At 66.4% G+C, this 20048-nt stretch carries 15 protein-coding genes, 1 tRNA gene and 1 CRISPR repeat array; of the genes, 12 read left to right on the top strand and 4 right to left on the bottom strand.

Annotated features, from left to right (window positions below; genetic code table 11):
• Positions 1-40: 40 nt before the first annotated feature.
• From ADL03_RS25280 to ADL03_RS50860, 10 genes are all read left to right on the top strand, one after another.
• Positions 41-1327 carry an MFS transporter gene (locus tag ADL03_RS25280; RefSeq protein WP_053736018.1) on the top strand — a complete coding sequence of 429 codons (1287 nt, stop codon included), beginning with the start codon at positions 41-43 and terminating at the stop codon, positions 1325-1327.
• 46 nt (positions 1328-1373) lie between these two features.
• A complete protein-coding gene (locus tag ADL03_RS25275) occupies positions 1374-2147 on the top strand; it encodes a thioredoxin domain-containing protein (protein ID WP_053736017.1) in 774 nt (257 codons plus the stop codon).
• A gap of 251 nt (positions 2148-2398) precedes the next feature.
• Positions 2399-2471, top strand: a tRNA-Ala gene (locus ADL03_RS25270).
• A 1905-nt stretch (positions 2472-4376) separates the two neighbouring features.
• A complete protein-coding gene (locus ADL03_RS25265; protein ID WP_053736016.1) occupies positions 4377-4940 on the top strand; it encodes a hypothetical protein in 564 nt (187 codons plus the stop codon).
• Positions 4931-5539, top strand: coding sequence for a hypothetical protein (locus tag ADL03_RS48705; protein WP_197288634.1), 609 nt, complete (start codon positions 4931-4933; stop codon positions 5537-5539). The genes ADL03_RS25265 and ADL03_RS48705 overlap by 10 nt, the downstream gene beginning before the upstream one ends.
• An 893-nt stretch (positions 5540-6432) precedes the next feature.
• Positions 6433-8628 carry a CRISPR-associated endonuclease Cas3'' gene (locus ADL03_RS25255; RefSeq protein ID WP_197288633.1) on the top strand — a complete coding sequence of 732 codons (2196 nt, stop codon included), beginning with the start codon at positions 6433-6435 and terminating at the stop codon, positions 8626-8628.
• Positions 8625-9344 carry a type I-C CRISPR-associated protein Cas5c gene (gene cas5c, locus ADL03_RS25250; RefSeq protein ID WP_063798699.1) on the top strand — a complete coding sequence of 240 codons (720 nt, stop codon included), beginning with the start codon at positions 8625-8627 and terminating at the stop codon, positions 9342-9344. The genes ADL03_RS25255 and cas5c overlap by 4 nt, the downstream gene beginning before the upstream one ends.
• Positions 9338-11248 (top strand): type I-C CRISPR-associated protein Cas8c/Csd1, encoded by a 1911-nt coding sequence (gene cas8c / locus ADL03_RS25245; RefSeq protein WP_082373454.1) that lies wholly within the window; start codon positions 9338-9340, stop codon positions 11246-11248. The genes cas5c and cas8c overlap by 7 nt, the downstream gene beginning before the upstream one ends.
• 14 nt (positions 11249-11262) lie before the next feature.
• On the top strand, positions 11263-12138 hold the full coding sequence (gene cas7c / locus ADL03_RS25240) for a type I-C CRISPR-associated protein Cas7/Csd2 (RefSeq protein WP_053736012.1): 876 nt from the start codon (positions 11263-11265) through the stop codon (positions 12136-12138).
• A 47-nt stretch (positions 12139-12185) separates the two neighbouring features.
• Positions 12186-12946: a CRISPR direct-repeat array (repeat unit 37 nt; unit sequence GCAGCGCTGGGCGTCCGCGCCCAGCGAGGATCGCAAC).
• 879 nt (positions 12947-13825) lie between these two features.
• Positions 13826-14152: an SDR family NAD(P)-dependent oxidoreductase gene (locus ADL03_RS50860; RefSeq protein ID WP_082373453.1), complete on the top strand. Its 327-nt coding sequence runs from the start codon at positions 13826-13828 to the stop codon at positions 14150-14152.
• A gap of 258 nt (positions 14153-14410) precedes the next feature.
• On the opposite strand, the gene ADL03_RS48700 is transcribed toward ADL03_RS50860, so the two are convergent.
• Positions 14411-15325 carry an N-acetyltransferase gene (locus ADL03_RS48700; protein WP_231642219.1) on the bottom strand — a complete coding sequence of 305 codons (915 nt, stop codon included), beginning with the start codon at positions 15323-15325 and terminating at the stop codon, positions 14411-14413.
• Between ADL03_RS48700 and ADL03_RS25235 the strand changes: the two genes are divergently transcribed.
• Together ADL03_RS25235 and ADL03_RS25230 are read left to right on the top strand one after the other, a co-directional pair.
• Entirely contained in the window at positions 15225-16127 is a 903-nt protein-coding gene (locus tag ADL03_RS25235; RefSeq protein ID WP_231642217.1) for a helix-turn-helix domain-containing protein, read from the top strand. The two genes, ADL03_RS48700 and ADL03_RS25235, sit on opposite strands and share 101 nt — an antisense overlap.
• Positions 16128-16261: 134 nt before the next feature.
• Positions 16262-16732 carry a hypothetical protein gene (locus tag ADL03_RS25230; protein ID WP_157529197.1) on the top strand — a complete coding sequence of 157 codons (471 nt, stop codon included), beginning with the start codon at positions 16262-16264 and terminating at the stop codon, positions 16730-16732.
• A gap of 197 nt (positions 16733-16929) precedes the next feature.
• Here the strand turns inward: ADL03_RS25230 and ADL03_RS25225 are convergent, their stop codons facing one another.
• The 3 genes from ADL03_RS25225 to ADL03_RS25215 are packed head-to-tail and all read right to left on the bottom strand — an operon-like array spanning position 16930 to position 20047.
• The gene (locus ADL03_RS25225) at positions 16930-17553 is read right to left on the bottom strand and encodes a UbiX family flavin prenyltransferase (protein ID WP_082373451.1); all 624 of its coding nucleotides are present in this window, start codon (positions 17551-17553) and stop codon (positions 16930-16932) included.
• The gene (locus ADL03_RS25220) at positions 17550-19085 is read right to left on the bottom strand and encodes a UbiD family decarboxylase (RefSeq protein ID WP_063798698.1); all 1536 of its coding nucleotides are present in this window, start codon (positions 19083-19085) and stop codon (positions 17550-17552) included. Before ADL03_RS25220 ends, ADL03_RS25225 begins: the two co-directional genes overlap by 4 nt.
• Positions 19086-19144: 59 nt before the next feature.
• On the bottom strand, positions 19145-20047 hold the full coding sequence (locus ADL03_RS25215; RefSeq protein WP_053736008.1) for an aminoglycoside phosphotransferase family protein: 903 nt from the start codon (positions 20045-20047) through the stop codon (positions 19145-19147).
• Position 20048 lies beyond the last annotated feature (1 nt).

The raw sequence follows: 20048 nt of genomic DNA, 5'->3' as shown, positions 1-20048 counted from the left end.
CCGCGTGACATATCCTTAGCAGGGCTAAGGGAGGCTTTCGGTGCGCGAGCGCTTGCCGGTTGAGGTGTGGGTACTGGTCGCGGCGAGCTTCATCATCGCCATCGGGTTCGGGATCGTGGCGCCGGTGCTGCCGGTGTTCGCGGCGACCTTCGGCGTCGGGCACACCGCCATCGCGGTCCTGATCAGCGTGTTCGCGCTGGTCCGGCTGGCGTTCGCGCCGCTGAGCGGACTGCTCGTGAACAGGTTCGGCGAGCCGCACGTCTACATCGTCGGCATCCTGATCGTCGCGGCCGGCACGACCATGGCCGGGTTCTCCGGCAGCTACTTCGAGATGCTCGGCTGGCGGGCGCTCGCGGGCGTGGGGTCGACGATGTTCACCGTCGCCGCGCTCGCGTTGCTGATCCGCATCACCCCCGCGCCGATGCGCGGCCGGGCCTCCGGCATGTGGGCGGCCGGCTTCCTCGTCGGCAACGTCGCGGGCCCGATCGTCGGCGCCGGCCTCGTGCCACTCGGGCTGTGGGTGCCGTTCGTGTCCTACGGCGCGTTGCTGTGCGTCGCGGCGTTCGTCGTCTGGTTCTTCCTGCGGCGTTCGGAGCTGGCGGCACTGGACAGGGCGAACGGCACCGACCACATGCCGTTCATGGACGCGATGCGCCACCGTGCCTACCACGCCGCCCTGGCCTCCGGGTTCGCCAACGGCTGGGCCGTGTTCGGCGTGCGGATCTCGCTGGTGCCGGTGTTCGTGATCGAGGCACTGGAACAGACCCCCGCCATCGCCGGCATCTCGATGTCGGTGTTCGCCGCCGGCAACGCCTCGATGCTCTTCTTCTCCGGCCGGATCGCCGACACCCGCGGCCGCAAACCGGTCGCGATCGCCGGCCTCGTCGTCAGCGGCGTCACCACGATCTGGATGGGCTTCACCACCGGCACGTGGGACTTCATGGCCGCCTCGCTGATCGCGGGCATGGGCGCGGGCCTGCTGAACCCGCCGCAGAACGCCGTGGTCGCCGACGTGATGGGCGCCCGCGGCCGCGGCGGCCCCGTGCTCGCCGGCTTCCAGATGGTGACCGACCTGGGCGCCATCATCGGCCCGATCTCCGCAGGCGTCCTCGCCGACACGCTGGGCTTCGAAGCCTCCTTCGCCGTCACCGGCGCGGCCCTGCTGCTGTCGGTCTTCTTCTGGGTGATCGCCCCCGAAACCCTCCCCACCCACGAGGAGGAACACACCGCCGCCGCCGTGGCACCCGAGTGCGGCCGCCTCGACGAGACCGCCGAGGTCCCGACCGGCGAACGCGTCGGCGGCAAACCACGCCACCCGGAAGCGTGACGCCGTACTCAGGTTCTTTTCAGCCTGAATCGCTACCCTCGGCGCCGTGGGTGGAGCAGAGCGCAGTGCGCGGAAACGAAAGCAGGCCGCGCGTGCGGTGACCCAGGCCCGTAAGGGCGGGGACCGGACCAAGGTCATCGCCGGCATCGCGGTGGTAGCAGTCCTGGCCGTGGCCGTGATCGGTTACGTGATCTTCCAACAGCAGTCGAGCGGCTCGACGACGGACGGCGCCATTCCCGCCGCCCCCGCCGCGAAGATCATCTCGGCCCCGTCGGCCAGGGACAACAACGTCGTGGTCGTCGGCAAGGACACCGCCAAGGTGACCATCGACGTCTACGAGGACTTCCTCTGCCCGGCCTGCGGCCAGTTCGAGGAGATCTACGGCAAGGACCTCAAGAGCGCGGTCGAGGACGGCAAACTCAAGATCCGCTACAACATCCTCCCGATGCTGGACCGCCTCTCGAAGCCGACCGGCTACTCCTCGCTCTCCGCGAACGCCGGCCTCTGCGCCGCCGACGCCGGCAAGTTCAACGAGTTCCACGCCGCCCTGTACGCCAAGCAGCCGCAAGAAGGCGGCCCCGGCTACACCAAGGACCAGCTGATCAAACTCGGCAAGGACCTCGGCATCACCGACGCGGCCTACGAGACGTGCGTGCAGAACGACACCTACAAGCCCCAGCTCGCCGACCTGATGGCGAAGACGAGCGCGAACGACGCCCTGAAGAACAACGGCGGCTTCGGCACCCCGACCGTGGCGCACAACGGCACCCGCGTCGACATGGCGGGCAACGACAACTGGCTGGCCGACCTGCTGAAGTGACCCGTTCCGACGCCCGGCCCCTCGTTGGTGGGGGCCGGGCGTTGTGCTTTTCCGGGGGTGTGTGGTCCGAGTCACTCGATCTTGTGGTGGCTCGTGTCCTGCGGGATTTGGTCGTTGAGGCGGGGTGAACGTGGCGTCTACCTGGGACGATGGGGGGTGGGGGACCCCGATTTTTATCTTGTGGCGGGGGTGATGTACGGTATTGGCACACGAGAACGGCAGGGAAACCTACCGGGAACGTGGACCTTCAAGGGGCTGTGGCGCAGCTGGTAGCGCATCACACTGGCAGTGTGAGGGTCAGGGGTTCGAGTCCCCTCAGCTCCACAATTGAAAGTGGTACAAAGATCGCCCGCTGACCTGCGGTTTCTGGGTCGGCGGGCGATCTTTGTTCTTCGTCCCAAGTGGACGGTCGTGGTCCTGCGTGGAGCGGAACTGGAGCACGATCCCGCATCTGGCGAAATGGGGTCAGGTAGTCGCTCCAGGATCGGTCGCCCGGTCGGGCGAATGTCCCTGGGACTTTCGATTGCCTGCAGACGTGCTGGCGTTCCGTCTGCGCTGTCCCCTTGTTGAACGCGTTTCGCGCGGATGCTGTCTGTTTGTGGGCGACCGCGGTGGTCACGCCGGTGCGGTGTGTCGGGTCCTGTGGGGCAGGTTGAGCGGGTGTCGACTTCGGCGTGACGCTGCGCAGATGTGAGCTGTGCACGTGCTTGTTCCTGTCTACTTGTTAGCCTCGGCAGGAGTGCTGGCTCAGTCGTGGCGCTGCGGTGTTGTCGATCTCGCTGCTTCTGTGGTTGTTTGGCGCGACGATGCTCTGGATGCAGTTGGCGTGCCGCAGTTGTGGTTGGGAACCGTAGGCGTGGTGTGACACGCCGTGAGGTTCCGAAGCGTGGTGGCGGCGTGTTGTGTCCGCAACGACGATATGGCGATCAACGAAGATGCTCGTAGGATGGTTTTGCCTGTTCGGGCAGGGCAGCGCTGGGCGTTCGCGCTCAGCGAGGATCGCAACCACTGCTTGTTCAGCCAGGCCTGCACCCGCTCACGCAGCGCTGGGCGTCCGCGCCCAGCGAGGATCGCAACGAGGTCGAGGTCCCGGAGCCGGCAGGCGATCTCCCAGGCAGCGCTGGGCGTTCGCTCAGCGAGGATCGCAACACGGCGAAAGCAACGGCAACGCAGCTGCCGTTGGGCAGCGCTGGGCGTTCGCGCTCAGCGAGGATCGCAACACCACGTTCGGGCGCAAGACCAAGGAGCGCCCCAACAGCAGTTCGCGCTCAGCGAGGATCGCAACACCACGTTCGGGCGCAAGACCAAGGAGCGCCCCAACAGCAGCGCTGGGCGTTCGCGCTCAGCGAGGATCGCAACTACCCCGTCAACAGCGACGGCGTCGAGGACGAGTTCGCAGCGCTGGGCGTTCGCGCTCAGCGAGGATCGCAAAAGCAGCGACAGCGCGGCGCGCCCGGCGTTGTGGCGGCGGCAGCGCTGGGCGTTCGCGCTCAGCGAGGATCGCAACATCAATCAGTGCGTGGGCGCGTCCGGGTTGGTGGTGCAGCGCTGGGCTTTCGTGCTCAGCGAGGATCCCAACCAGGACGAGGAGGAGTGCTCGTGCTGCACGTCGGACAGAAGCGGCGGGCGTCCATACGCAGCGGGCATCGCATTGCTCATGCTTTTTTCATCTCGAAGAGTGACAAGTTGTTTATGTCATCAAATTGGTAATTAAACGGCTTTATCGTCACTGAATGACTAGTCGATCTGCGTTTATGGCTTCACTCGAACGGGGTATCATCGCCGATGAAGGATCACTGCCGGCGTTGCGATACTGCGGATCGTGGGCCGGATGAGTGAGGGCGCAAGCGTTAGCTGATCTCTTTGGGGTGAGCCGCACCCCTATGTAGAGAACAAGAAACCCAGGTCACGGTACTGTCCCGCCATGTTCTGGCGACGGCGACGTCACGCCGGTCGCGTGCTGCGAGCCCTGACAGCACGACCCGACCTTGAGTTCGATACCGCTGCACTTGCAGAAGCAGCAGCCCTTAGTCCTGCGCAGTTGTACCCGGTGCTTGTGCGCCTACGCCGGCTGAATCAGGTCACAACACGCTGGGACGTGGTCGAGACGTCCAATCTCGGACGCTCGGGCCGTCAGCTGCACCGCGCGACGGTCTACGGGTGGTGGGTATCGGTCGAATACTGTCCGCGGTTCATTCCTTCGTGGCTTGCCGAGGGTGAGAATGCGGAGTGAACACCGTCTGGCTGCCCATCAACGATGGCGGCTATGACAGAGCAGTGGCGCTCCAAGCGGTGCTGGCCGAAGGCGGGGACGACCCTGCGCATGTTCTCATCGGAACGGGCGCTGCGGTCAGCGTGGCCGCCGTACTCTACGCGTTGCGCTACTGCCTTGTTCTCCGGTCGCTTTCGGTGCAGCCGCGCGAAACGGCCTGGCTTCTCCTGATCGCCCCCTTGCTGCCCTTTGATGAGGCTCGTGCGTGGATCGCAGACTTTGAGGGACAACTCGCTGACCTGCCGCCGCGGCGACGTGATGTAGTGCGATCGCATGCTTGTGTGTCGTTCCTGATGTTGCTGGGCGCGGCCTGGGCGGCATGGGCGGCGAAGAAGCTCGACGTGCTGCGTGAGTTGTCCAGGTGGCTCGTCGCGATGTGGACACTGCCCCGCATCGGTCGGGTGAATGCGCTGCTGCGTTCCAGGATGCCGGTGTGGCCGAAGCATGAGGAGCAACTCCATCAGTTGCAGACACAGTTGAGGCAGCTCCGGCTCTGGAGTCGTCTGTTGGCATGGGGGTAAGCGAGCGCCATCATCCGAAGATCGTTACGAACGCCGTGTGGCTGGCCAGGTGCTGCACCGGTCTGCTGGTGGAACAAGGTCGGCCTGAATGGGATCGTCCACAAGATCGCTTGCCGTACCCGCTTGAGGTCGCCTATATGATGGAGATCAACCACACGACGCTGGTACTCGCGCACTTGGTCACGAAACTTGCGAGCTCCCGGCGACTGTGGAGGCGTGAGGTCGACGGAGCAGTCTTCGTCGGCCCCGACGGCGGGCTCCTGCGGCGCAGCAACTTCGCCCGCCGCGCCCAGCGCCCCGCCGCCGACGGCAACCACCACATCGTCAACCCCAGCCTCCGACTGCACCCGGTCAAACCAGGCCTGACCTTCCACGGCACCCGCCACAGCCACAAAACCTGGATGATCGACGACGGCATACCCGAGATCGCCCAGGCACTCCGCCTCGGCCACGTCATGCCCGACAAGGTCCAGGAGACCTACTCCCACGTTGCAGCCGCCGTCGAGGCGCGCCTGCTGCAACGCCTGCAGGATCGCTGGGACAAGGCCGTCATCGACGTGCCTATAGACCTCGACAGCACTTGGCGCAGTGCCGCGTGAGAACGCTCCTAACCCCCGCTGACAACAACCACGGCGGCTGTTCTCAGGTGCAGATCAGGTCGTTGATAGAGTTCGAGCTCTGTCGACGGTGCGCTACTTATCTGCGGCCAGAGGTAGCGCTGGGCGTCCGCGTCCGGCGAAGGATCGCAACAACCGCTGGAACATCGAGGCCGAGGCACACCGGCAGCAGCGCTGGGCGTCCGTGCCCAGCGAGGATCGCAACATCCTGGCCACCGCAGCTCCGTCTGTGCCGCAGGCAGCGCTGGGCGTCCGCGCTCAGCGAGGATCGCAACAACGCAACGCGTGGGGCTGCGCCGACGACGAGTGGGCAGTGCTGGGCGTTCGCGCTCAGCGAGGATGGCAATGAGGAGGACGCGCGCGCCCGCAGCCCTGGGATCGCGCAGCGCCGGGCGTCCGCGCCCAGCGAGGATCGCAACAAGGTCGCCGTCGCGTTGGACGGTCGGCTTTTCGCAGCGCTGGGCGGCCGCGCTTAGCGAGGATCGCAATACCGCGGACGCCGTGGATGTTGCTGAACCGTTGCGATAGCAACGCTGGGTATTCGTGTCCAGCAAGAATCGCAACAACGACACCAGTAATAAGCTGGTTGTCGGCCCCTTCGCAGCGCCCGGTCCATGAGCAACGTCGGGCGTCGGCGCTCATTGAGAATCGCAACCGCTGCCCCAAGAGACGACGGACATCCCAGGATGGGCGGTGCCGAGCCGAGCAAGTGTGCTGCTGTGTGCGCTCGGGTGGAATCGCTGACGAGCTGACGGTGAGGTGCTTGCCGAGAGCAGTTCGCATGTCACTCGTTCGTGTGAACGTGCCTGGTTCTGACCAGCGATCGCTTGGTTTAGGTCCATTTTTTGTCGGTGCTCGGGTGTACGTCTACGGGCGTGTTGTCTGACGAGGTTGCGGCGGAGTGTCTGTGGGCGCACAGCGAGAACGAGGATGGGGTACGGCACGGTCTTGTTGATCATTTGAGGGCGGTTGCGGTTCTTGCCGCGGAGTTCGCGGGGGCGTTCGGCGCTGCGCCTTTGGCGTGGTGGCTGGGCCTGCTGCACGACGTGGGCAAGGCCGCCGAGTGCTGGCAGCGGCTCCTCGTGTTGTTGGGCGTTGGTGGTGGCCGCATCGGGGTTGATCATAAGGCTGCGGGGACGCGCTTGGCTGTGACGCGGCTCGGGTTGGGACGGCTGGCGATGGCTGTTCATGGACACCACGGTGGACTGGAGAGCCCGGCATCTCTGCATGGGTTTCTGACCAGTCCAGACCGTGACCTGTCTGCTGAGCAGCAGGCCGTGTCCCGGTTGTCGGCGGTGATTCCGGAGCTGCGAGACCCGAAGGTTCCGCCGTGGCCGGACTGGGCGCGGACGGATCGGCTCGCGCAGGAGATGCTGCTGCGGATGCTGTTCTCGGCGTTGGTGGATGCTGACTTCCTGGACACGCAGGCGCACTTTCGTGGTGCTTCCGGTGTCTTCGTCTCACCGAGGCTGGGGATGGCGGAGTTGCTGCGCCGCTTCGAGCACAAGCGCATGAAGAGGTTCGGTGCGCGCCCGTCGTCGGATGTCGGTGAGATGCGTGCGCAGGTGTATCGGGACTGTGTCGCCGCTGCCGGGCTGCCGCCTGGTTTCTTCCGTCTGGCTGCTCCGACCGGTGCCGGCAAGACGATCGCGGTCGGCGGGTTCGCGCTGCACCACGCGGCTCGATTCGAGATGCGGCGTGTGGTGGTGGCGGTGCCGTTCTTGTCGGTGACTGACCAGAATGCCCAGGTGTACAGGGATTTTCTGGACTCCGGGGGCACTGGGCGGGTGGTGCTGGAGCACCACACCGCGGTGAACGTGGAGGGCGGCCGCGGTAGCAGGTGGCGTCGGTTGGCGGCGGAGAACTGGGATGCCGAGTTCATCATCACGACCACGGTGCAGCTGTTCGAGTCGCTGCACGCCCGGACGCCGTCGCGGATGCGCAAGCTGCACCGGCTTGCGCGGTCGGTGATCGTTCTGGACGAGGTGCAGGCGATCCCGGTTCACGTGCTGGAGCCGGTGCTGCTGGTGCTTCGGCAACTGGTGGACCACTTCGGGGTCACCGTCGTGTTGTCCTCGGCGACACAACCCGAGTTCTGGCACCTGCCGGTGGTCGACGGCGTCAAACCGCGGCCGATCATCTCCGACACCGCGCGGCTGTATGCGACGTTGAAACGGGTGCGGTACCGCTGGTGGACCAGGCCGAAGCCCACGCTCGCGGAGGTGGCTGCCGAGGCCGCCACACATCCCAAGGCGCTTGTCGTCGTGAATACCACCGCTCATGCGCGGGTGATCGCGGGGGAGTGGAGCGGCCGCGAAGACGCGCAGGTGCGGCATCTGTCGACCAGGATGTGCTCTCGCCACCGCCTGGACACCATCGACAAGATCCGGGAGCTGTTGTCGGGCGACGGCCGGGTGCTGGTGGTGTCCACGCAGCTGATCGAGGCCGGCGTCGACTTGGACTTCCCCGCGGTGTATCGGGCGATGGCGCCGGCGGAGTCGTTGTTGCAGGCGGCCGGCCGCTGCAACCGCGAGGGTTGTCTCGGTCACGCGGGCGGCTTGGTTGTGGTGTTCGACCCCGTCGAGACCGGCAGCCCGCCCACCTACGCGATTCCGGTACACGAGACCCGCAAGCACTTCGGGCCCGCCAAGGGGCAGGCCGAGCTCGACGACCTCGACGAGTTCGCGGCCTACTCCGCTTCCGTGTACTCCTCACTCAGCCCGATCGACCGCGGGCAAGCCGTGGTCGATGCCCGTGCCGAGTGGGACTGTCGGCGGGTCGCCGACCTGTTCCGGATGATCGACGACAACACCGTGCCCGTCGTCGTCGACTACACACCCACCGACGACCAGAAGTTGCGCAAGCGAGCCGACCGAGTCCTGTCGGCCATTCGCCGTGGTCTCACGCCGCGGCCCGACGAGCTGCGCCACCTGCAGCCGTTCCTCGCCACCATCCCCCGCGGCCGAGCCCAGCGCGACAGCCGTGCGGTCCCGCTCATCGGAGACCTGCACGTCTGGACCGGCCATTACGACTCGACCTACGGCATCGACCTCGACTCGGAGGAGACGTGAAACCGACCCGCAAGCCCGTGACCACCGACGCGCCCATCGTGCTGGACATCGCCGGTGATCTTGCGTGCTTCACCCGGCCGGAAGCCAAGGCCGAACGCATCAGCTATCCGATGATCACTCCCAGCGCCGCGCGTGGCGCGCTGGAGGCGGTGTACTGGAAGCCGGAGTTCACCTATCTCGTGCGCAGGATCGAGTTGCTCAAGCCGATCCGGTGGTTCCGGATCCGCCGCAACGAAGTCTGCTCGGTGCCCGCGCTGTCGACGATCATCAAGCAACGCGAACGGTTCCGCTACGACGCCGCCGTCGACCGCGACCAGCGTTTCACCCTCGGTCTGCGGGACGTCGCCTACCGCATCCACGCCGACATCGAGCTGCGGCCGCACGCGACCGACCCGGTCTCGAAGTACGTGGCGCAAGCGCATCGACGCATCAACCGCGGCGCCTGTTTCACCTACCCCTGTCTGGGCAGCCGGGAGTTCTCCGCGTCCGACTTCGGACCGCCCGACAGCGCCATCTCACCGTTTCCGCACAACGAGTACCTCGGGATCATGCTGCTCGACGTGGACCACAGCGTGCGTCCCGCGCGGTCCACGTGGTTCACGGCCTGGCTGCGCGGCGGCGTTCTTGAGGTCCCGCCTGAGGGCATCCACGACCCCAGCCGTGACGAGCACGCGACCGGCGACTCCGGCCGAGTGGTGGCTGGTGAGCAATGTTGATGACACGTCTGCGTGAGTTCGCCCAGACCCGCGACGACATGCCGCCGATGTTCTACGCGCGCAGGAACGTCCGCTGGATGCTGGAGCTGCGCGCGGACGGCACCGCGGTGGGTGAGCTCGTCGACCTCGCGGTGCCCAACGAGCCGGCACGAAGCAAGGGACGCAGGGAGGTAGTGCCGAATCTGCAACGCTCAGGTATGAAACCGCAGCCGTTCCTCGGCTGCGACGATCTGAAGTATGCCCTGGGCTGGGCCGACCAGAACGCCTCAGCCAAGGACCTCGCCTGGGCTCACCGCTGCCACGACGACTTCACCGCCTTGGCCGATCAATGGGCCCAGGCACATCCCACCGACCGCGGCGCGAAAGCGCTCCAGCGCTTCCTGCGCAACGGCGGCCCACAACAACTGCCGCGCCCCCACAAGTACGCCGCCTCCGACACCATCGCCTTCCGATACAAGGGCGGCTTCGTACACCTCTCGCCCCAGGCCCGGCAGCACTGGACGGGGGTCGCCGTGCAACGCAAAAGCAGCGGCACGCACAGCCTGTGCCTCGTCTGCGGCCAGCAAGACCTGCTGATCGACACGTTCCCGCAGCAGATCACCGCCGGCCTGATCCCCGCGATCGGTGTCGACCCGGACAACCGCAGCAAGAACCAGCCCAAGCCGAACCCGGTCACCCCGGCCAGCATCAACAGGCAATCAATGGGGTTCGAGCTGCTCACACAACTCATCCACTCACCCATCTGCATGGCCTGCGCCGAATCAAGTGTCGCCGCACTCGACCACCTCCTGCGCGACCGCGACCACACCCGCCGCATCGGCGACACCGCCCTGACGTGGTGGCTGCTCAACGCCACACCGGGCACCGTCGCTCCGATCACGCTCGTGTTCAACCCCGACGACGCGGCCATCGACGCACTGCTCACCGACCCACCAACGGCAGACGGCTCGCCCAGCGACCACCAGCTCGTCAAACTCGCCGGAACCGTCATGGACAGCCCCAAAACCGGGCGCCCGCCGGGCCGAGTCAACACCAGCGTGTTCTGCGCCGCGGCCGTGTCGGCGAACAAGACGCGCCTGATCCTGCGCGACTGGATCGACGTGCCACTTCCCGCCGCGAAACGGGCGGTCCGTCAGTGGTTCGCCGACCAGAGCGTGATCAACCCCTGGACCGGCCAGATCCACCGATTCTCCCTGCACCGGCTCGTGCTGGCCTGCGGACGATGGAGCCGGAAGACCAAGAACTACCTGCCTCTGGGAGAACCGGCGGCCGACCGCCCACTCTGGGCACAGCGTGAACTGCTGACCGCCGCACTGCACAAGACCGCGCCACCGCGCAGCCTCGCGCAGCACCTCGTTCGCAGACTCCGCACCGATCAACACCTCGACCCTCAGCGACACGCACTGCTCAAACTCCTGCTCGCACGCACATTCCACACCGACAGGGAGAACCACGTGGCGCTCGACGACACCAACGACAACCTGGCCTACATCGCCGGCCGCCTGTTCGCAGTCCTCGAATCCCTCCAGTACTCCGCCACCAAACTCGACAACAAGAACCTCAACACGACCCTCGCCGACCGCTACCTCTCGGCCGCCTCCTGCAGCCCCGCACGCGTGATGCCCGAACTGATCCGCGGCTCGCAGGCACACCTCAAGAAACTCCGCACCCGCAACCGCCCAGCCAGTGCCGTCGCCTACGCCAAACAACGCGGCGACCTGTGCGGACGCCTCAACCCGATGCCCATGACCCTCGGACTCGCCGACCAGTGCAACTGGTTCAACGGCTACGCCGACCAGCGCAACCACATCTTCGCCGCCGCGGCAACCACCCGCGCACAACAGCCCGACATCGACGTACCAGAACTCCCCGACACCCCCGCCGACGCCACCGCAAGCAACTGACCGAAGGAACCGCCGTGACCCAGCCACACCTCGACCCGCACCGCCGCCACGACGCCGTGCTCCTGTTCGACGTCACCGACGGCAACCCCAACGGCGACCCCGACGCCGGCAACCAGCCCCGCACCGACACCGAAACCAGCCAGGGCCTCGTCACCGACGTCTGCCTCAAGCGCAAGATCCGCGACCAGATCCCACTCATCCACCCCGACAAACCCCGCTACAAGATCTTCGTCGAAGCCGACATCGCCCTCAACGCCAACATCAAACGAGGCTTCGAAGCCACCGGCACGCCACTTACCAAGCAGACCAGCCCCCAGCAGCGTGGCGATGTCCAGCAGTGGCTGTGCAACGAGTTCTTCGACATCCGCATGTTCGGCGGTGTCGTCGGAACCGGCGACGGCAACGCCGGACGCATCCGCGGACCACTCCAGCTCACCTTCGCCCGCAGCATCAGCCCAGTCCTGGCACAAGCCCACGCCATCACCCGGATCACCCAGACGACCGAGAAGGACATCGAAAGCGGCGAGTCCACCGAGATGGGCTCCAAGTGGACCGTCCACTACGGACTCTACCGGGCGTACATCCACTACAGCGCAACACGCGGTATCCAGACCGGTGTCTCCGAGGAGGATCTCGCCACCTTCTGGACGACGCTGGAGAACCTGTTCGAGCACGACCGCGCGAGCGGCCGCGGCGAGATGGACGTCAAGGGTCTCTATGTCTTCAGCCACGACAACGCCTACGGGCGTGCGCGAGCCAGTCAACTGTTCAAACATGTTGCTGTCCAACAGTTGGACGGCGTCGTTACGCCGCGTTCGATCGACGACTACAAACTCGACGTCAACCATGACGGGCTGCCAGACGGCGTTACGCTGAAGGCTCTCGTGTAGTGAGCTTGTGAGGAGGAACGACCAGCCGGTAATCAGATCCGCCAGATGCGGCCCTGGGCGTCCGCGCCCAGCGAGGATCGCAACTTGTTGTAGCTGTTGCCCAGCAGCAGGTACCGGTGCAGCGCTGGGCGTTCGCGCTCAGCGAGGATCGCAACCTGGCGCCAGAGTCCCCGGCGTCGCTGGCTTCGGTGGCGGCGCTGGGCGTCCGCGCCCAGCGAGGATCGCAACGCGTTGTTCGAGGCGTTCGGGCCGTGCCGGTTCGCCGCAGCGCTGGGCGTCCGCGCCCAGCGAGGATCGCAACGCGATCGAGCGAGGCGTGATCATCCACGGGTCGATGGCAGCGCTGGGCGTCCGCGCCCAGCGAGGATCGCAACGGCGAGTACGACGAGATCGTCGACTCGCGGGCGTTCGAGCAGCGCTGGGTGTCCGCGCCCAGCGAGGATCGCAACTGGCTCGACACGACGGCCGGCGGCGACACGTTCAGCAGCGCTGGGCGTCCGCCCAGCGAGGATCGCAACGCGATCCAGGAGGACCGCCGTGGCTGAGCGCGCCGGCAGCGCTGGGCGTCCGCGCCCAGCGAGGATCGCAACTCCAACCCGGTGCCGCCGCGAGGACGGGCCGATGCGCAGCGCTGGGCGTCCGCGCCCAGCGAGGATCGCAACGCATTGTAGACGTCGCTGAACAGGCGCGTGATGTCCTGCAGCGCTGGGCGTTCCGCGCCCAGCAAGGATCGCAACTGCCGGTCGACGTCGCCGACACGATGACCAAGCTCGCAGCGCTGGACGTCCGCGTCCGGCGAGGATCGCAACAAGCGATGGTTCGGTGACGGCGATGTCGTTGACGCGAAGCGTTCGGCCACGCCACTCGTCCTGTTCGCGCGGGTAGAGCGGGGCGTAGGTGAACAGCCTCCATCGGGAGATCGCCGGCTGAGGGCCGGTCTCCGCGGGTTCGGCCGAGGTATGGGCTGCACGTAGCCGCGCATGGCGCGACGGGGTGCGCTGGAGACGTAGAACAAGCGCGGTGGTCGGGTTGCCGTAGTCGTATTCGACTTCCAGCGGGTCAACGAACGTGACGGTGTGAGGAAGCTGACTCGACCGTCTGCGAGCGAGTCCGTTCACACTGATCGTGCTGGAGCGGAAGTGGAGCAAGACCAGGAGCACAACGTCATCGAACGGCGCTCAACGGCGCCGAACTGCGGCTAGTTGCGTTGGGCCTATTGGGGTTCTAGTGTTTGTGCTGGCAGGAGTCCTCTATGGACCAAACTGGCAGTGTGAGGGTCAGGGGTTCGAGTCCCCTCAGCTCCACAATTGGATATGGCATGAGAATCGCCCGCTGACCTGCGAGAATCAGGTTGGCGGGCGATCTTGCTTTTCTGTCCCAAGTGGACTGTGGTATCCCCGACTGGAGCACAGTCCCGAACCCGGCGAAACAGGGTGACGCAGCTGCTCCGGAACCGGTCACCCGGTCGGCTTGTCCAACGCGCTGGCTTCGAGTGGACGCGCAGAGGGCGTTCTGCGACTTCACGCGGAAGACGGGACCTGGATGGAGGTGGCCGTCTTCGCGGCGCTCGATCAACGCACCACCGCGGCGCTTGCCACCCTGACGGTGCCAGATCGGGGCAAGGTCGACTGAACAAGACGGTGTGAAGGGTTCGGCGCACGGGTTCTCACCCAGGTCGTCGACGTGACTGCTGAATGGCGTTCAAGCCGCAGCCACCTCCGAGCTGGGAGGCGTCGATTCCGTGTTCGCGGCGGCGGGAATCATCCACCGGGGAAGCTTGCTCGATTCCGACGTCGCGGACGTCGAGCGCGTCATGGCGGTCAACTGGCGAGGGCTCATGTACACCGTCAAAGCTCACCTGCCCTTCCTGGTCGACTCGGCAGACGGACTTCGATCGTGCGCAACGGCTTGTTCGCGGACGGCGAGAACCGGGAAGCCGCCGTCCGCGGCTTCGAAAAGCGTGTCGTGGTACCGAACCCGAAGATGCTGCCGTGATCGTCCTAAGAGGAGTTGAGCGACGCCGTGCACGCGTCTTCGTCGGGGCAGACGCGCGCCTGGTCGCCGTGCTCGCCCGCCTCGTCGGCGGTCATCACCAAGACCTGCAGCCAGCCGCCAGGCGGCTGCTCCGGCGGCTTGGCCGACGGTAATCGGGATGGGCGAATCCGGTTGACCGGCTACGGCGGTCTGGACCTCGGCGTGCCGGCCGCCCTGGGCGGCGGCCGGCTGGGAACCACGCGCGGTGTACGCCAACCTCGAACTGCTGGCCAAGACGTCACGCCAACCACCTCCGCATCACCGTGCAGACCGTCTCATAACGCCGAACAACACCGTCCGGTCCTTCCGCATCCCACGCATCCGGCTTCCGGTCGTGAGCCACGTAACCCAACCGCTCGTACAGTGCGCGAGCGCGAGGATTTCTCTCTTCGACGCCCAACTCCGCTCGGCGCAGCCCTCGGGCGAGAATGCGCTGCTCAGCCGCCTGAATCAGGAGGGTGCCGATGCCGCAGGACTGTAAGGAAGGGTGCACAGCGAGCTGCCACAGAGTTCCGGCTCCCGGATTTACCTGGTAATCAACTCCGCCGATCGCCACGGGAATGTCGGACGGAGGACACACGGCCAGGTAGTCCACCATCCCGTCCTGGGCGCGCTCCAACTCTCGGGCGACCTGCGTCAGATGCAGAGCCGAACCAGACCACTCGCACCGTTGCAGATGTTGAGTCGCGCCTTGCGAGCGGCCGGTCGTCACCGGATATTCGCAATGACATGTCCGTTCCACGCCAAGGAAGCCGACACGCTGGGGAGGCTGGGCGACGCACTGCACGCGGCGGGCGAGGTCGGCGAGGCCACTGCCTCCGGATGTGCGAATGCCGGTCCGGGGCTCGGGCTCACCAGCAGCTCTGCACAGTCCCTCCACGTCCGCATCCACGCACTCGGCGAACGCGCCGGGTTCGGTATCTACGGCAGCGATACCGGTTCCTATCGTGGGGAAGACTCCTGGGGGAGCGGGAAACGCAGCCATGTTGATGACCGAGTTCAGCAACGAGGACCTGTCCGGCGACGACCAGATCGACTGCTGGTTGGAGGTGATGGACCAGGACCTGGTTGCCACCCGCATACGCGCCGCCGCCGACGATGGTTTCCCGGCCTCGGCACGGACATTGACGTGGGATGGGGTCCAAGTTTCCATGATGAGGTACCCCTCGTTGTGGGTGGAACGGACCGCGACGCTGGTCCGCCGGTCCGACCCCGAGGCCTACCAGGTCAACCTCGTGCTCGACGGCGAGGGCGCGATCTGCCAGGCGGACAGGGAGGCCTGCTTCGGCGCCGGTGAGTTCGTCTTGTTCACCACGTCCCGCCCGTTTCACGGGTGGCGTTCCTGCGATCCCGGCAGCCGTGCCGTCACGTTGCAGATCGACCGGGCATTGCTCACCTTGCCCGCCGACAAGGTCGACCGGCTCGCCGCCGTCTCCTTCTCCGGACGCCGCGGAATGGGCGCCACGTTGGCCCATTGGCTGACCGACCTGGCCAACCGGGCCCACGAGTTCACCCCCGACGACGCGCCGACGCTCACATCCGTCACCGTGGACCTGCTGTCCGCGGTGCTGGCCACGCCTTTGGAGCTCGGCAGGACGCTGACCCCCGAGTCACGCCGAGGTGCGTTGCGCCTGCAGGTCCGCCGGTTCATCGAGCAGCGGCTCGGCGATCCGGCCTTGACGCCGACGACCGTCGCGCGGGCCCATCACATCTCCCTGCGCACGCTGCAACAGTTGTTCGCAGAGGACGAGACCAGCCCGGCCGCCTGGATACGCCAACGCCGCCTGCAGCGCTGCCACCGGGACCTGGCCAACCCACACCTGCTCCACCGGCCCATCGGGGCGATCGCCACGCGGTGGGGACTCACCGACCCAGCCCACTTCAGCCGCCTCTTCCGCGCCACCTACCAGATGGCTCCCAGCGACTTCCGGCGGCACGCCCTGCTGCGCGAGTAGACAACCACTGTGCGCGCACGGACAAGGACTTCGCCTTCTGTCCACGAAACCCTTGCCAGGGAACAGAAGTGTCGAACTGAGCGGGCCTGTCTGCGTGCGACGTCGGCCGGTTCGCGCGATCTTTGGAGATGCTGATGAGATACAGGGTCCTGGCGTTGCTCGCGGCGATCGTCGCCGCGGTGCTGGTCGCTCCCTCGGCGGCCTCCGCCCACTCGACGGACGACTGGGTGAAGGTGAGCAACCCCGACCTGGACGGGTGGTCCTCCCGTTACGCGGAAAGCACAGCGGGCAACGTGGACCAGGGCACCGCGATCTACTGGAACAGCAGAAGCGACGTGGTCGTCGTCGGTGGGGTGTCGGACCTCAAGGCCGACGGTTACTGCGGGGCGATCCAGATCCGCTACGAGATCGCGGACTCCTCCGGGAACTGGGCCGGCCACTGGCACTACCGGCAGCTCGCGCCCGCTGTCGACTGCAGCACCGACGGCAAGTACACGTACAGCTCCATCTGGCGGTCCCGCTACCCCACGCGGTACCTGTCGGCGCGCGCCTGCCACGCCGGTTCGGACGGCGCGATCATCCACTGCGAGTCGAACTGGCACTGAGAGGCGGCGGCAGTCCTCGTCGTCCGATCAAGGGGGAAACGGCCCGCAGCCCGAACGGGGGTGCGGGCCGTCCGCGGCTCATCGGCCACCCGGCGCCGTGCCGGCACGACCAGGTCGACGGTGTGGGCTTGCGGTGTGCGCCATCGAGGCCGCCGACCCGTAAGCGGTCGTGGTGTGGACTACGCCGCGTGTGCTGCCTATGCCCAGCGGGGAAACGCTCCGGTGTCGAGGTCGAAAAGATCCAGTACACGCCCCACGGTGTGGTCCACGACGTCGTCGAGCGTCCGCGGGCGTGTGTAGAAGGCCGGCACCGTCGGCGCGATGACCGCACCGTTCTCAGTAGCGGTGGCCATGTTCCGCAGATGCGTCAGGGTGAGAGGCGTCTCCCGCACCATCAGGACCAGACGTCGACGCTCCTTGAGCGTGACTTCGGCTGCCCTGGTCAACAAGGTGTCGCAAACACCGGTGGCGATCTGTGCCAGCGACTTCACGGAGCACGGAGCGACGATCATGCCTCTGGTGCGGAACGAACCGCTGGAAATCGCGGCTGCCATGTCGGAGGGGCTGTGGTGGACATCCGCGAGCGCGGCGATCTCACGCACCGACAGGTCGCACTCGTAGGGCAGCGCCTTCCGGGCGCCGACGGAGATGACCAGGTGGGACGGTATCTCCAAGGTCCGCAGAACCTGGAGCAGACGGATTCCGTAGATCACCCCGCTGCCGCCGCTGATCCCGACCACCACGGGCAGGTTGCGGCCGCGATGAGGCTCGTCCAGGTGACGACGATGTTGCCCGTTGGCGCTCAGCTCCCCGATGGTCATGCGAGCGAAGCTCCGTTGCCTGCTCGGTGGTCGCCGTGCAGATCAACGAGGACCTTCTGACGCAGCTCCACCGGGTAGTTGTCGGCGAACGCGGTGCTCCGCGGCGCAGGTAGGTCGACACGGAGCAGACAGTCCAGCACTTCGACCGGGCCGCGAGCGGCCTTGCGTTCCGCATCGTCGTAGGACACGACCCCCGCCGGGATCCGCTGATCGGTGACGACCTGACGTCCGGTGGCAGGGTGGCACCGGGTTGCCCAGGCCCACATCAAGTCGCGGTGGTCGGACAGGTCGATGTCCTGGTCCAGCACCATCAGCCGGTTGATCCACCAGCCCGCATGAACGGCGCCGGGAGCCTTGCACACCTCCAGCACGCGCCGCGCCAACTCGGACGAGGTCGACCCGGTGCGCTGCCGCCAGTCCGGTGCGACCGACACCGCGAGCATGGTGCACGCGCTTTCTGGAACGACCCAGGCGGACGTGATCGGTAGTTCGGCCGACCGCAGCTCGTTCAGGAGGACGGCGGCGATGGCGGGTCCGCAGATGGTGTGGTCCTCGTCCACGGGTTTGCCGCCGCAGACGACCGGCAGGATCGGATCGTTTCGATGAGTGATCGCGGTGATGTGGTAGACCGGGCGCGACTTCGTACCTGTGCCCAGATAGCCGTGGTACTCGCCGCTCGGTCCCTCCGGCCAGCTCTCGTCCATGTCCAGGTAGCCCTCGATGACGAGCTCCGAGGAAGCGGGAACGTCGACGTCCACCGTCTTGCACCGCACGGTCTCGATCGGCTCGCCGAAGTAACCACCGAGGAAGTCCGCCTCGTTCACGCCGTCGGGCAGTGGCATCCCGCCCATGAACAACGCCGCGGGCGGTGCTCCCTGCACAAGTGCGAACGGCATCGGCTCGCCTCGCTCCTGCCACATCCGGCGGATGACGTTGTTGTGCTGGTCCCCGCTGACCACACCCGTCATGCGCCGGCCGTCGATCAGCATGGCGCGGGCGACCGACCAGTTCGTCCACTTCCGGTCAGGGCTGTTCAGCACGAAGATGCCCAGCGTGTTGATGTATCGGCCACCGTCTCCGACATGGAGCAGCGGGACCGGCAGATCGGTCAGGTCCGCGTCGTCGCCGAGCAGAACGTTCTGCTGACAGGGCGCCTCTTGCACCACGACCGGGGCGATCGGATCGTTGCGCAGTGCGGCGGCGAGCTTTTCGACGATGAGCGGACCGGGTGTCGCCGGGTCCAGTCCCAGCGCGACGGCGACTCTGGCCATCCTGGCACCGGGATCAGAGCTGTAGGCCAGAGGAGCGCCGGCCACGCGGTACCCGTCGTGGCCCCGGATGTCGGTGAACAACGGTGCCGGAGCACACGTCTCACTGCTGTGCCGGATGATCGCGCCGATCTCCAGGTCCGTGTCGACCTGCCAGTCGATCTCGCGCAGATCGCCGAGCTCGTCCAGCACTTCCAGGTAGTCGCGAAAGCTCCTGGAGCCGTTTCCCGGCTCGGGACGGATGGCCACGGCTGGTTCTCCCATCGTCTACAGCTCCCAATTCGCGGCGAACCTGTGCACGCCCCGACATCCTGCGGCCGAGCTCACAGGAACGGGGTCCACCCGAGCCTGGAAGCTCCGGTGCGGATCGTCTCGATGCGGTTGACGACCTCGGTCAAGGTGGCGGGGCTCTGATGGGCGTTCTGCGCAAGCCATGCGATCAGCTCGATCTCGAGCGCATCCGCCAGCACCTCGTACCCCTCCCAGTCCTTCACGTCGAAGCCGTATCCGCCGACGAAACCCTGGTATTCGGCTGCGGTGTGCCAACCGAGTCGGTGGTGGTACAAGGCCACGGGCGTGAGGTCCAACTCCCGTGGTCCCACCGCCAAGGTGTCGAGATCTCCCAGGACAGGTGCTCCACGGTGGTCCAGGAAAACGTTCGACACGTTCGCGTCGCCGTGCACGACGCCTTGGGGGAGGGTGAACGAGAGTTCCTCGTATCTGGCCACCAGGTCGTTGAGGAGACCATTGGCGAACAACAGGTCCTCTTCGCTCAGCGCTTTCGCGCGATCGAGGCAGGTGCGTGCACGGCGAAACGGGTCGGCGAGTGGAAGATCAAGTTCGGAGGGTGTCTCCAGGGTGTGAAGATCACGTAGCAAACCGGCCAGATCAGCAGGGCTGCCATGGCAGACCTCCGTACTCACTGATTCCCAGAACGTGACGACGTGCCCGTCCAAGAAAAAGGGCTGGTGGACATCGAGCGCGCGAACAGCCGGAACGGACATCCGCGCGAGCCACCGGGCCATTCGCACTTCCCGGTCCACCTGGGCCGTGCGGGCACTGCTGCGGCCGATCCGTGCTACGACAGAACGTGAGCGCAGCCAGAACACGGCGTTTTCGCCGAGACGTATGAGCTCCGCGTCGCCGGGGTCGAGGTCGAGGTCGATCGTCGAACAAGCCGCCCTCAGCACGCTCTGAGCCTGCTGAGCGTCGAACAGGTCATCCATC

Source organism: Nocardia sp. NRRL S-836, from assembly GCF_001279525.1.
Lineage (GTDB): Bacteria > Actinomycetota > Actinomycetes > Mycobacteriales > Pseudonocardiaceae > Lentzea.
This window is presented reverse-complemented; position numbering and strand designations above follow the sequence as displayed.